The organism is Streptomyces sp. A1277 (assembly GCF_004795015.1).
GTDB lineage: Bacteria > Actinomycetota > Actinomycetes > Streptomycetales > Streptomycetaceae > Streptomyces.
Genome location: NZ_SSBI01000050.1, coordinates 1 through 12,768, shown reverse-complemented (window position 1 = coordinate 12,768; position 12,768 = coordinate 1). Strand labels below are relative to the sequence as shown.

10 protein-coding genes are annotated in these 12,768 nt (G+C 71.8%); 9 read left to right on the top strand and 1 reads right to left on the bottom strand.

The window, feature by feature from the left end:
• Window positions 1–2,241 (bottom strand): tetratricopeptide repeat protein, encoded by a 2,241-nt coding sequence (locus tag E6R18_RS27665; protein ID WP_136319622.1) that lies wholly within the window; start codon window positions 2,239–2,241, stop codon window positions 1–3.
• Window positions 2,242–2,454: 213 nt separating this feature from the next.
• On the opposite strand from E6R18_RS27665, the gene E6R18_RS27660 reads away from it, so the two are divergent.
• The 9 genes from E6R18_RS27660 (at window position 2,455) to aroQ (ending at window position 12,467) form a co-directional block, all read left to right on the top strand.
• Window positions 2,455–2,895 (top strand): DUF948 domain-containing protein, encoded by a 441-nt coding sequence (locus E6R18_RS27660; RefSeq protein WP_136319621.1) that lies wholly within the window; start codon window positions 2,455–2,457, stop codon window positions 2,893–2,895.
• A 7-nt stretch (window positions 2,896–2,902) separates the two neighbouring features.
• The gene (locus E6R18_RS27655; protein WP_136319620.1) at window positions 2,903–3,256 is read left to right on the top strand and encodes a DUF6167 family protein; all 354 of its coding nucleotides are present in this window, start codon (window positions 2,903–2,905) and stop codon (window positions 3,254–3,256) included.
• A complete protein-coding gene (gene alaS, locus E6R18_RS27650; protein ID WP_136319619.1) occupies window positions 3,256–5,925 on the top strand; it encodes an alanine--tRNA ligase in 2,670 nt (889 codons plus the stop codon). The genes E6R18_RS27655 and alaS overlap by 1 nt, the downstream gene beginning before the upstream one ends.
• Window positions 5,926–5,933: 8 nt before the next feature.
• Window positions 5,934–6,407, top strand: a complete 474-nt coding sequence (gene ruvX, locus E6R18_RS27645; RefSeq protein WP_206308445.1) for a Holliday junction resolvase RuvX — start codon at window positions 5,934–5,936, stop codon at window positions 6,405–6,407.
• A 95-nt stretch (window positions 6,408–6,502) separates the two neighbouring features.
• Window positions 6,503–8,248, top strand: a complete 1,746-nt coding sequence (gene mltG, locus E6R18_RS27640; RefSeq protein ID WP_136319617.1) for an endolytic transglycosylase MltG — start codon at window positions 6,503–6,505, stop codon at window positions 8,246–8,248.
• The gene (locus tag E6R18_RS27635; protein WP_136319616.1) at window positions 8,235–9,071 is read left to right on the top strand and encodes a shikimate dehydrogenase; all 837 of its coding nucleotides are present in this window, start codon (window positions 8,235–8,237) and stop codon (window positions 9,069–9,071) included. Before mltG ends, E6R18_RS27635 begins: the two co-directional genes overlap by 14 nt.
• A gap of 143 nt (window positions 9,072–9,214) precedes the next feature.
• Window positions 9,215–10,399 (top strand): chorismate synthase, encoded by a 1,185-nt coding sequence (aroC, locus tag E6R18_RS27630; protein WP_136319615.1) that lies wholly within the window; start codon window positions 9,215–9,217, stop codon window positions 10,397–10,399.
• Window positions 10,396–12,030, top strand: coding sequence for a 3-dehydroquinate synthase (aroB, locus tag E6R18_RS27625; RefSeq protein ID WP_136319614.1), 1,635 nt, complete (start codon window positions 10,396–10,398; stop codon window positions 12,028–12,030). Before aroC ends, aroB begins: the two co-directional genes overlap by 4 nt.
• Window positions 12,027–12,467, top strand: a complete 441-nt coding sequence (gene aroQ / locus E6R18_RS27620) for a type II 3-dehydroquinate dehydratase (RefSeq protein ID WP_136319613.1) — start codon at window positions 12,027–12,029, stop codon at window positions 12,465–12,467. The genes aroB and aroQ overlap by 4 nt, the downstream gene beginning before the upstream one ends.
• Window positions 12,468–12,768: the final 301 nt, after the last annotated feature.

The window sequence follows — 12,768 nt, the reverse complement described above, 5'->3', positions numbered from 1 at the left end:
TCACCGGCGCTCAGGCCCGCCCCTTCCCGATGCCGGGGAGGCGGCGGGCTTTCGCGTTCTGCCGGGCGCGGGCACGGCGGCCCCGGCCGGCTCGTCGGCGCCCGGCTCCGCCCGCTCCCGCCCGCCCGGCCGCCCCGTGAGCGCCCGGCCGACCGCCGCGTCCGGCCCCAGCTCCCCGCCCGCCCGCAGGGCGCTCGCGTACCGCGTCCCGCCCAGCTCGCGCAGGGCCAGCTCCGCGCAGCGGGCCCGGGGCACCCCGTAATGCGCCGAGCCGAACAGCGGCAGGCCCACCGATGGCCAGATCCGGTCGGCGGCCCCCTGGAGCAGCGCCGCCTCGGCCGCGTCGCCCTCGGTCACCGTGACCAGCGCCAGCAGCTCCAGGGACAGGACGGTGCCCAGCAGGTCGTGGAAGGCGTGGCTGATGGACAGCGACTCCTCCAGCAGCTGCCGGGCCCGCTCCGGGCGCCCGCGCTGCAAGGTGGCGTAGGCCAGGACGTACAGCGCGTAACTCAGGGCCCACCGCTCGCCGTGGTCCTCGCAGATGTCCCGGACCTCCTCGCAGATCGCCGAGGCCCGCTCCAGATCCCCCAGGAATCCGGTGGACATGGCCAGTTCGACCTGGGCCATCAGGACGTTGCTGTTCAGCTCGCCCAGTTCGCGGTAGCGGCCGAGCGCGTCGCCCAGCAGCTCCCGGGCGCGCTCCATGTCGTCGGTGACCAGGGCCAGGCAGCCGGTGCGGTGCACGGCGTACGCGACAGCCGTGGCGTCGCCCGCCGCCTCCGCCTCCTGGCGGCACTCGGTGAGGGCGGAGATCGCCCCGACCGGGTCGCCCTGGAGCACCGCGACGTACCCCAGCACCCACAGCGCCTTCAGCCGCGAGGCGTCGTACGGGGTCTCCTCCTCCAGGACGTGGTCCAGCCAGTGCCGGCCCTCGGACAGCCGACCGCAGCCGACCCACAGGAACCAGAGCGTGCCCGCCAGGTACTGGGCGAGGTGCGCCTCCTGCGGGGACTCCAGCGAACACTCCATGGCCCGCCGCAGATTGGGCAGCTCGCTCTCCACCCGGGCGGCCACCTCCGCCTGCCGTGGGCTGAACCAGTCCAGCTCGCACCAGGTCGCGAGCCCGAGGAACCAGTCCCGGTGCCGCCGGCGCAGCCGCTCGGTGTCCCCGGTGGCCGCCAGCCACTCGGCGCCGTACTCGCGCACGGTGTCCAGCATCCGGTAGCGGGTGCCCACGGGGGAGTCCTCGCGCAGCACCACGGACTGCGCGAGCAGCCCGGTGAGCACGTCGAGCACCGAGTCGGCGGGCAGGCCGGGGCCGCTGCAGATGTACTCGACCGCCTCCAGGTCGAACTGCCCGGCGAAGACCGAGAGCCGGGCCCACAGCAACCGCTGCGGCGGGGCGCACAGTTCATGGCTCCAGCCGATGGCCGTACGCAGCGTCTGGTGCCGGTCCAGCGCGCTGCGGCTGCCGCCGGTCAGCAGCCGGAAGCGGTCGTCCAGCCGTTGCAGCACCTGCTCGGTCGACAGGGCGCGCAGCCGTCCGGCCGCGAGTTCGAGGGCCAGCGGGATCCCGTCCAGCCGGCGGCACAGCTCCCGGGCCGGGCCGCGGCTGCGCTCGGTCAGCCGGAAGTCCGGCCGCACCCCGGCGGCCCGCTCGGCGAAGAGCCGCAGCGCGTCCTCGTCCGTCATGGTGGCGAGCGGGTAGACGGCCTCGCCCGCCAGTTCCAGCGGCAGCCGGCCGGCCGCGAGCACGCGCAGCCCCGGGGCGCGGCGCAGCAGTTCCCGTACCAGCGCGGCGCAGTCGTCCACCAGGTGCTCGAAGCCGTCGAGGACCAGCAGGAGGCGGCGTTCGGCGCAGTGCTCGATCAGGGCCGTTCGGGGCGGCCGGCTGGTGTGATCGGTGAGGCCGAGCGCGTCGGCGACGGCGTGTTCCAGCAGCCCGGCGTCGTGGACGGCGGACAGCTCCACCAGCCACACCCCGTCGCAGTACCGTTTCTCCAGGAGCGCCGCGGCTCTTGTGGCCAGCCGGGTCTTGCCCACGCCGCCCACTCCGATGACGGTGACGAGCCGGGAGTCCTCCAGCGACCGGGCGACATCGGCCAACTCGCTCTCGCGTCCCACGAAGTGGTTCAGCTCCGCCGGGAGGTTCCCCGGCAGCGGGTGCGCGCCGGCGTCCCCGGCGGCGGCCGGGGACCCGGAATCGTCGGCGGGCGGCAAAGGGCGCTGAGGGCGTCGCATGAAACACGCAGAGTACTGGCTTGAAAGCTCTCCGTACAATCTCGTCGCCCGAACTCCCGCGGCTCCACCGGTCATGCGGTACGGGGCGTGAGCCCCGGCGCGATAGGCTCGGGGGACGGCGACCGGCCGCCACGGCGGCCCCCGCCGCGGAGCAGAACAAGACAGAGACAGACGACAAGCCAGAGAGCGCGGTGCACTGTGTCCGGTGGTGAGGTGGCCGGGATTCTGGTGGCCGTCTTCTGGGCGATCCTGGTTTCGTTCCTCGCCGTCGTGCTGGTGAGGCTCGCCCAGACGCTCAGAGCGACCACGAAACTCGTGGCGGACGTGACCGAACAGGCCGTCCCCCTGCTCGCGGACGCCTCCGCGACCGTGCGCTCGGCGCAGACCCAGCTCGACAAGGTCGACGCGATCGCCACGGACGTGCAGGAGGTCACCTCCAACGCCTCGGCGCTCTCGACCACCGTCGCCTCCACCTTCGGCGGCCCGCTGGTCAAGGTCGCGGCGTTCGGCTACGGGGTCCGGCAGGCCATCGGCCGCAAGTCCGCCCCCGAACCGGAGGCGCGCTCCCGGCGCTCGGTGATCGTCGGCCGGACCGTGCCGTCGGCGCGTGGCAGGAAGCGCAACGGCAGAAATTCCCGCGGATCTAAGGACTGACGCAGCGATGTTCCGCCGTACGTTCTGGTTCACCGCCGGCGCAGCCGCCGGGGTGTGGGCCACCACCAAGGTCAACCGGAAGATCAAGCAGCTGACCCCCGAGAGCCTTGCGGCGCAGGCCGCCGACAAGGCCGTCGTCGCCGGTCACAAGCTCAGGGACTTCGCGCTGGACGTCCGCGAGGGCATGGTCAGGCGCGAGGCCGAACTGGGCGAGGCGCTGGGCCTGGAAGCACCGGCAGGACCCGAGCTCCCCGTGCGGCGCAACCTCGCCGTCGAGGCGGCCGAGCCGGACGCGCACCCGGCCCCCGCCACCTACCGCAAGCTCCCCTACCACTCGTACAACCGGAATGAGGACCACTGATGGAGTCGGCAGAAATTCGTCGCCGCTGGCTGAGCTTCTACGAGGAGCGCGGTCACACCGTTGTCCCTTCGGCGTCGCTCATCGCGGACGACCCGACTCTGCTGCTGGTCCCCGCGGGCATGGTCCCCTTCAAGCCCTACTTCCTCGGTGAGGTCAAGCCGCCCGCCCCGCGCGTCACCAGTGTGCAGAAGTGCGTGCGCACACCGGACATCGAAGAGGTCGGCAAGACCACCCGGCACGGCACCTTCTTCCAGATGTGCGGCAACTTCTCCTTCGGCGACTACTTCAAGGAAGGCGCCATCGCGTACGCCTGGGAGCTGCTGACGGGTTCCGTGGCGGACGGCGGGTTCGGGCTCGACCCCGAGCGCCTGTGGATCACCGTCTACCTGGACGACGACGAGGCCGAGGCCATCTGGCGCGACAAGATCGGCGTCCCCGCCGAGCGCATCCAGCGCCTGGGCAAGAAGGACAACTTCTGGTCCATGGGCGTCCCCGGCCCGTGCGGCCCCTGTTCCGAGATCAACTACGACCGCGGCCCGGACTTCGGCGTCGAGGGCGGCCCGGCCGTCAACGACGAGCGGTACGTGGAGATCTGGAACCTGGTCTTCATGCAGTACGAGCGCGGCGCCGGCGACGGCAAGGACGACTTCCCGATCCTCGGCGACCTGCCGTCCAAGAACATCGACACCGGCCTCGGCCTCGAACGCCTCGCGATGATCCTGCAGGGCGTGCGGAACATGTACGAGACCGACACCCTGCGCGTCGTCATGGACCGGGCCACCGAGCTCACCGGCGTGCGCTACGGCGCGGCCGACGCCACCGACGTCTCGCTGCGCGTGGTCGCCGACCACATCCGCACCTCGGTCATGCTCATCGGCGACGGCGTCACCCCCGGCAACGAGGGCCGCGGCTACGTGCTGCGCCGCATCATGCGCCGCGCGATCCGCAACATGCGGCTGATGGGTGCCACCGGCTCCGTCGTGAACGAGCTGGTCGACGTCGTGATCAACACGATGGGGCAGCAGTACCCGGAGCTGATCACCGACCGCAAGCGCATCGAGACCGTCGCGCTCGCCGAGGAAGCCGCCTTCCTCAAGGCCCTCAAGGGCGGCACCAACATCCTGGAGACCGCCGTCACCGAGACCAAGGCCGCCGGCGGCCGGGTCCTCGCCGGCGACAAGGCGTTCCTGCTCCACGACACCTGGGGCTTCCCGATCGACCTCACCCTGGAGATGGCCGCCGAACAGGGCCTGTCCGTGGACGAGGACGGCTTCCGCCGCCTCATGCAGGAGCAGCGCGCCAAGGCCAAGGCCGACGCCAAGGCGAAGAAGACCGGCCACGCCGACCTGTCCGCCTACCGCGAGGTCGCCGACAACTCCGGCGTCACCGAGTTCACCGGCTACACCATGACCGAGGGCGAGTCGACGATCGTCGGTCTCCTCGTCGACGGCGTCCCCTCGCCCGCCGCCACCGAGGGCGACGAGGTCGAGGTCGTCCTCGACCGCACCCCGTTCTACGCCGAGGGCGGTGGGCAGCTCGCCGACCAGGGCCGCATCCGGCTCGACAGCGGCGCCGTCATCGTGGTGCGCGACGTCCAGCAGCCGGTCCCGGGCGTCTCCGTCCACAAGGGCTCGGTCCAGGTCGGCGAGGTGACGGTCGGCGCCTCCGCCTACGCCGCCATCGACTCCACCCGCCGCCGCGCCATCGCCCGCGCCCACAGCGCCACCCACCTCACCCACCAGGCGCTGCGCGACGCGCTCGGCCCGACGGCCGCGCAGGCCGGTTCGGAGAACTCCCCGGGCCGGTTCCGCTTCGACTTCGGCTCGCCCGCCGCCGTCCCCGGCACGGTCCTCACCGACGTCGAGCAGAAGATCAACGAGGTCCTGGCCCGCGAGCTCGACGTGCAGGCCGAGGTCATGTCGATCGACGAGGCGAAGAAGCAGGGCGCCATCGCCGAGTTCGGCGAGAAGTACGGCGAGCGGGTCCGCGTCGTCACCATCGGCGACTTCTCCAAGGAGCTGTGCGGCGGCACCCACGTGCACAACACCGCCCAGCTCGGCCTGGTCAAGCTGCTCGGCGAGTCGTCCATCGGCTCCGGCGTGCGCCGTATCGAGGCCCTTGTCGGTGTCGACGCGTACAACTTCCTCGCCAAGGAGCACACGGTCGTCGCCCAGCTCCAGGAGCTGGTCAAGGGCCGCTCCGAGGAGCTTCCGGAGAAGATCGCGGGCATGCTCGGCAAGCTGAAGGACGCCGAGAAGGAGATCGAGAAGTTCCGCGCGGAGAAGGTCCTCGCGGCCGCCGCGGGACTGGTCGAATCCGCGAAGGACGTACGGGGCGTCGCCCTGGTCACCGGCCAGGTCCCCGACGGCACCTCGGCCGACGACCTGCGCAAGCTCGTCCTCGACGTGCGCGGGCGCATCCAGGGCGGCCGCCCGGCCGTGGTCGCCCTGTTCGCGACGGCCAACGGGCGCCCGCTGACCGTCATCGCGACCAACGAGGCGGCCCGTGAGCGCGGCCTCAAGGCCGGCGACCTGGTCCGCACCGCCGCCAAGACCCTCGGCGGCGGGGGCGGCGGCAAGCCGGACGTCGCCCAGGGCGGCGGTCAGAACCCGGACGCGATCGGTGACGCCGTCGCCGCCGTCGAACGCCTCGTCACCGAGACGGCGTGACGCCGGACATGCCGCAGATGCGCCGCGGTCGCCGACTGGCGATCGACGTCGGGGACGCCCGGATCGGGGTCGCCTCCTGCGACCCCGACGGCATCCTCGCGACGCCGGTGGAGACCGTGCCGGGACGCGATGTCCCGGCCGCCCACCGGCGGCTCGGCCAGATCGTCGCGGAGTACGAGCCGATCGAGGTCGTCGTCGGCCTCCCGCGCTCCCTGGGCGGCGGAGAGGGGCCGGCCGCCGTCAAGGTCCGCGCGTTCGCCGACGTGCTCGCCCGTGCGGTTGCACCCATTCCGGTGCGATTGGTGGACGAGAGGATGACCACAGTGACGGCGAGTCAGGGGCTGCGCGCCTCGGGCGTGAAGTCCAAAAAAGGCCGTTCCGTCATCGATCAGGCTGCCGCTGTGGTGATCCTTCAGAACGCTCTGGAGTCCGAGCGGGCGTCAGGCAATCCGCCCGGCGAGGGCGTCGAAGTGGTTGTCTGATCGCATTACGGTAACGTTCCGCGCGATGCGGCGGTGGTCGGACAGACACCGCACAGCAAAGAGACGGAACATCGTCTCGCGGCTCAAGGGGATCGATGACTGAGTATGGCCGGGGCCCCGGCTCCGAACCGTGGCATCCCGAGGACCCCTTGTACGGGGACCAGGGATGGGGCGGCCAGCAGCCTGCCCAGGGCCAGGCCCAGTACGACGGCCAGGCGCAGTACGACGGCCAGAACCAGTACGACGGCCAGAACCAGTACGGCGGGCAGCAGCAGTACGACGGCCAGAACCAGTACGACCCGTATCAGCAGCAGCCGCACGATCCCTACACGCAGCAGCAGGACCCGTACGCCCAGCAGCAGTACCAGCAGCAGGCGTACGGGAACCAGCACGACCCGTACAACCAGCAGCAGCCCGCCTACGACCCCTCCTGGGAGACGGGCCAGGCGGCCGCGATGCCGCCGTACGAGGGCCAGCCCGTCGCCGCGTACGGCTACGGCGAGACGAACGACTACTACGGCACCCCTGACGCCTACCCGCCCCCGCAGCCCCCGGGCCGCCGCGAGGCCGCCCCCGCCGAGCCCTCCGAGCCGCACCCGGACTGGGACCCGGAGGAACAGCCGGAGGAGACCCACCCCTTCTTCACGGGCGTGGACGAGAAGGACGGCAAAGGCCCCAAGGACGACGACTACGACGACGAGGACGACGAGGACTCCCGCGATTCCCGCCGCGGGGACGGGGGCGAGCGCCGCGGCAAGGGCAAGAAGAAGAAAGGCCGCAGCGGCTGCGCCTGCCTGGTCGTCTCCCTCGTCCTGGTCGGCGGCGTCGGCGGGGCTGGCTACTACGGCTACTCCTTCTACAAGGACAGGTTCGGCGCCGCCCCCGACTACTCGGGCAGCGGCTCGGGCTCGGTCGAGGTGGAGATCCCCAAGGGCGCGTACGGGTACGACATCGGCAACATCCTGAAGAAGCTGGGTGTCGTCAAGAGCGTCGACGCGTTCGTCTCCGCGCAGAACGAGAACCCCAAGGGGAAGTCGATCCAAGCGGGTGTCTATCTCCTGCATGAAAAGATGTCGGCGGCCGAAGCCGTGAAGATGATGGTCGACCCGAAGAGCCAGAATCTTTTGGTGATTCCGGAGGGCACGCGCAACGCGAAGATCTATGCCTTGATCGACACGCGGCTCGGCCTCAAGAAGGGCACCACCGAGGACGTGGCGGCGGACAAGAGCGGAAGCCTCGGGCTGCCGGGCTGGGCGAAGGGCCACGCGAAGATCAAGGACCCGCTTGAGGGGTTCCTCTACCCGGCGGCCTATCCAGTCACCAAGGGGATGAAGCCGGAGGCCGTCCTGAAGAAGATGGTCGCCCGCGCCGACGAGGAGTACAAGAAGCTCGATCTGACGGGCACTGCCAAGAAGTACGACTTGGACGGCCCGTGGCAGGTCATCACCACGGCCAGTCTCGTCCAGGCCGAGGGCAAGACGCACGACGACTTCCGAAAGATGGCGGAGGTCATTTACAACCGTCTCAAGCCGGACAACACGCAGACCAACCAAATGCTCCAGTTCGACTCCTCCTACAACTATTTGAGGAAGCAGAGCGAAATCAACATCACTATCGAAGAGGTTCGCAAGAATCCGGACCCGTACAACACGTACAAATACCCCGGACTCACCCCCGGACCCATCGGTAACCCCGGTGACGAGGCCCTGGCTGCCACTCTGAGCCCGACGAAGGACGGCTGGCTCTATTTCGTGGCCACCGACGGACAGCACAAGACCGAGTTCGCCAAGACGTACGAAGAATTCCTCACGCTCAAGGCCAAGTTCGATGCCAAGAATTGACGGGCGCCACCGCGCAGCCGTCCTCGGCTCGCCCATCGCCCACTCGCTCTCCCCGGTCCTGCACCGGGCCGCGTACGCCGAGCTCGGCCTCGACGGCTGGTCGTACGACCGGTTCGAGATCGACGAGCGGGCGCTGCCCGGCTTCATCGAGGGGCTGGACGGGACCTGGGCCGGGCTCTCGCTCACCATGCCGCTGAAGCGAGCGGTCATCCCGTTGCTGGACGAGATCAGCGAGACCGCCGCCTCCGTGGAGGCCGTGAACACCGTGGTGTTCGGCGAGGACGGCCGCCGCACCGGGGACAACACCGACATCCCCGGCATGGTCGCCGCCCTGCGCGAACGCGGCGTCGAGAAGGTCGAGTCCGCCGCGATCCTCGGCGCCGGCGCCACCGCCTCCTCCGCGCTGGCCGCCCTCGCCGAAATCTGCGCCGGACCCGTCACCGCCTACGTCCGCAGCGCGGCCCGCGCCGAGGAGATGCGCGGCTGGGGCGAACGCCTCGGCGTCGACGTCCGGATCGCCGACTGGGCCGAGGCCGATCGGGCGCTGGCGTCCCCCCTCGCCATCGCCACCACCCCGGCCGGGGCGGCCGACGTGCTGGCCGGTGCCGTGCCGGAGCGTCCGGGCACGCTGTTCGACGTGCTGTACGAGCCGTGGCCCACCCGCCTCGCCGCCGCCTGGACCGAGCGCGGGGGAGCAGTCGTCGGAGGTCTCGATCTCCTGGTGCATCAGGCCGTCCTCCAGGTCGAGCAGATGACCGGCCGCTCGCCGGCGCCGCCGGCCGCCATGCGGAAGGCCGGGGAACAGGCGCTGGCCGCCCGCTGACGCCCGCCCGGCCCCGCCTCCCGTCCGTCTGCTGGACCGGCGGCGGGCCGGGGCCCCCGGCCGTGGGAGGATCGGGGGCGGCGGGCCAGGGCCGCGCACCCGGTCGCGCCGTTGGATTTCAGGCGCGAGCATGAGGAGCACCGTTGAGCAGGTTGCGCTGGCTGACCGCGGGGGAGTCGCACGGCCCCGCACTGGTGGCGACGCTGGAGGGTCTTCCCGCCGGTGTCCCGGTCACCACGGAGATGGTTGCGGACGCGCTCGCCCGGCGGCGGCTCGGTTACGGCCGCGGCGCGCGCATGAAGTTCGAGCGGGACGAGGTCACGTTCCTCGGCGGCGTCCGGCACGGGCTCACCATGGGCTCCCCGGTCGCCGTGATGGTGGGCAACACCGAGTGGCCCAAGTGGGAGCAGGTCATGTCGGCCGACCCGGTCGACCCCCAGGCGCTGGCCGAGCAGGCCCGTAACGCCCCGCTGACCCGCCCCCGGCCCGGCCACGCCGACCTCGCCGGCATGCAGAAGTACGGCTTCGACGAGGCCCGGCCGGTCCTGGAGCGCGCCAGCGCCCGGGAGACCGCCGCCCGCGTCGCCCTCGGCGCCGTCGCCCGGTCCTACCTCAAGGAGACCGCCGGCATCGAGATCGTCAGCCACGTCGTGGAGCTGGCCGCCGCCAAGGCGCCGTACGGCGTCTACCCCGTTCCCGCCGACGTCGACAAGCTCGACGCCGACCCGGTGCGCTGCCTCGACGCCGACGCGAGCAAGCGGATGGTCGCCGAGATCGACCAGGCGCACAAGGACGGCGACACCCTCGGCGGTGTCGTCGAGGTGCTGGCGTACGGAGTGCCGGTCGGCCTCGGCTCGCACGTGCACTGGGACCGCCGCCTCGACGCCCGCCTCGCGGGCGCGCTCATGGGCATCCAGGCCATCAAGGGCGTCGAGGTCGGCGACGGCTTCGACCTCGCCCGGGTGCCCGGGTCCAAGGCGCACGACGAGATCCTGGTGACCGAGGACGGCATCAAGCGCGCCTCCGGCCGGGCCGGCGGCACCGAGGGCGGGCTCACCACCGGCGAGCTGCTGCGCGTCCGCGCCGCGATGAAGCCGATCGCGACCGTGCCGCGCGCCCTGGCCACCGTCGACGTGGTGACCGGCGAGCCCGCCAAGGCCCACCACCAGCGCTCCGATGTCTGCGCCGTCCCGGCGGCCGGCATCGTCGCCGAGGCGATGGTCGCCCTGGTCCTGGCCGACGCCGTCGCGGAGAAGTTCGGCGGCGACAGCGTCCCCGAGACCCACCGCAACGTGCAGTCGTACCTCGACCACCTCCAGATCCGATGAGCGCTCCGCTGATCGTCCTGGTCGGACCGATGGGCGTCGGCAAGTCCACCGTCGGTGAACTGCTCGCCGCCCGCCTCGGCACGGGCTACCGGGACACCGACGCCGACGTCGTCGCCACGGCCGGCAAGCCCATCGCGGAGATCTTCTACGACGAGGGCGAGGAGCACTTCCGCGCGCTGGAGCGGGAGGCCGTACGGGCCGCCGTCGCCGAGCACGCGGGCGTCCTCTCGCTCGGCGGCGGGGCCGTCCTGGACGAGCGGACGCGCGCCCTGCTCGCCGGCCACCCGGTCGTCTACCTCTCGATGGACGTCGACGAGGCGGTCAAGCGGGTCGGCCTCAACACCGCCCGCCCGCTGCTCGCGGTCAACCCGCGCCGGCAGTGGCGCGAGCTGATGGAGGCCCGCCGCCACCTCTACACGGAGGTCGCCCGCACGATCGTCGCCACCGACGAGCGCACACCCGAAGAGGTCGCACAGGCGGTCCTCGACGCACTGGAACTGCCGGACGCACCCCCGTCCGGCCGGGAGAACACACGCATGACGCAGCAGGCACCCACCCGCGTCCAGATCGCCGGCAGCGCGGGCACCGACCCGTACGAGGTGCTGATCGGCCGGCAGCTCCTCGGCGAGCTGCCCGCGCTCATCGGCGAGCGCGCCAAGCGCGTCGCGGTCCTCCACCCCGAGGCGCTCGCCGAGACCGGCGAGGCGGTCCGCCAGGACCTCGCCGACCAGGGCTACGAGGCCATCGCGATCCAGCTGCCCAACGCCGAGGAGGCCAAGACCGTCGAGGTCGCCGCCTACTGCTGGAAGGCGCTCGGCCAGACCGGCTTCACCCGCACCGACGTCATCGTCGGCATCGGCGGCGGCGCCACCACCGACGTCGCGGGCTTCGTCGCCGCCTCCTGGCTGCGCGGGGTGCGCTGGATCGCCGTACCGACGACCGTGCTCGGCATGGTCGACGCGGCAGTCGGCGGCAAGACCGGCATCAACACCGCCGAGGGCAAGAACCTCGTCGGCGCCTTCCACCCGCCGGCCGGGGTGCTCTGCGACCTGGCCGCCCTGGACTCGCTGCCGGTCAACGACTACGTCTCCGGCATGGCCGAGATCATCAAGGCCGGCTTCATCGCCGACCCGGCGATCCTCGACCTGATCGAGGCCGACCCGCAGGCCGCACGCACCCCCGAGGGGCCGCACACCGCCGAGCTGATCGAGCGTTCCATCCGGGTCAAGGCCGAGGTCGTCTCCAGCGACCTCAAGGAGTCCGGACTCCGCGAGATCCTCAACTACGGCCACACGCTGGGCCACGCGATCGAGAAGAACGAGCGCTACAAGTGGCGCCACGGCGCCGCCGTCTCGGTCGGCATGGTCTTCGCCGCCGAACTCGGCCGCCTCGCCGGCCGCCTCGACGACGCCACCGCCGACCGGCACCGCGCGATCCTGGAGTCCGTCGGGTTGCCGCTCACCTACCGGGGCGACCAGTGGCCCAAGCTGCTGGAGAACATGAAGGTCGACAAGAAGTCCCGCGGCGACCTGCTGCGCTTCATCGTCCTGGACGGCCTCGGCAAGCCCACCGTCCTGGAGGGCCCCGACCCGGCCGTGCTGCTCGCCGCCTACGGGGAGGTCTCGGCATGACCCGCCGGGTCCTCGTGCTCAACGGCCCCAACCTCGGCCGGCTCGGCTCCCGCGAACCCGACGTCTACGGCTCCACCTCGTACGCCGGGCTCGTCGAAGCCTGCCGCACCCTCGGCAAGGAGCTCGGCTTCGACGTGGACGTCCGCGAGACCAACGACGAGGGCGAGCTGATCCGCTGGCTGCACGAGGCGGCGGACGGTTCGATTCCGGTCGTTCTCAACCCCGGTGCCTTCACGCACTACTCGTACGGAATGCGGGACGCGGCCTCCCAGCGCACCGCCCCGCTGATCGAGGTGCACATCTCGAACCCGTACGCGCGCGAGGAATTCCGCCACCACTCGGTGGTCGCACCGGTCGCCACCGGCACCGTCGCCGGTTTCGGCATCGGCTCCTACCGGCTCGCCCTGCGCGCGCTGGCTGACGAGCTGACGGACTGACGCACCGCCCGCACCGGAAGGCCGACTGGCCGACGGGCACTGTGGACCCTCCCCGGCCGTTGTCCGTGTGGCGGCCGGGGAAGGTACGGTTGCCGTTGCACCAGCGCCAGTTGCCTGTACGAGACGGAGTTGCACCGGATGCAGCACGCAGTGGGGGCCCCGCTGCCTCCGCCCCAGGGTCCCGGAAACGGCCCCGTCGGCTGGTCGCACCAGGCCCAGCACCCCGGCCCGCCCCTCCCGCCCCCGGCCGGCCCGCCACCCCGGCCCCCGGCAGGCCACCCGGGACCGCCGCCCGCCGCCC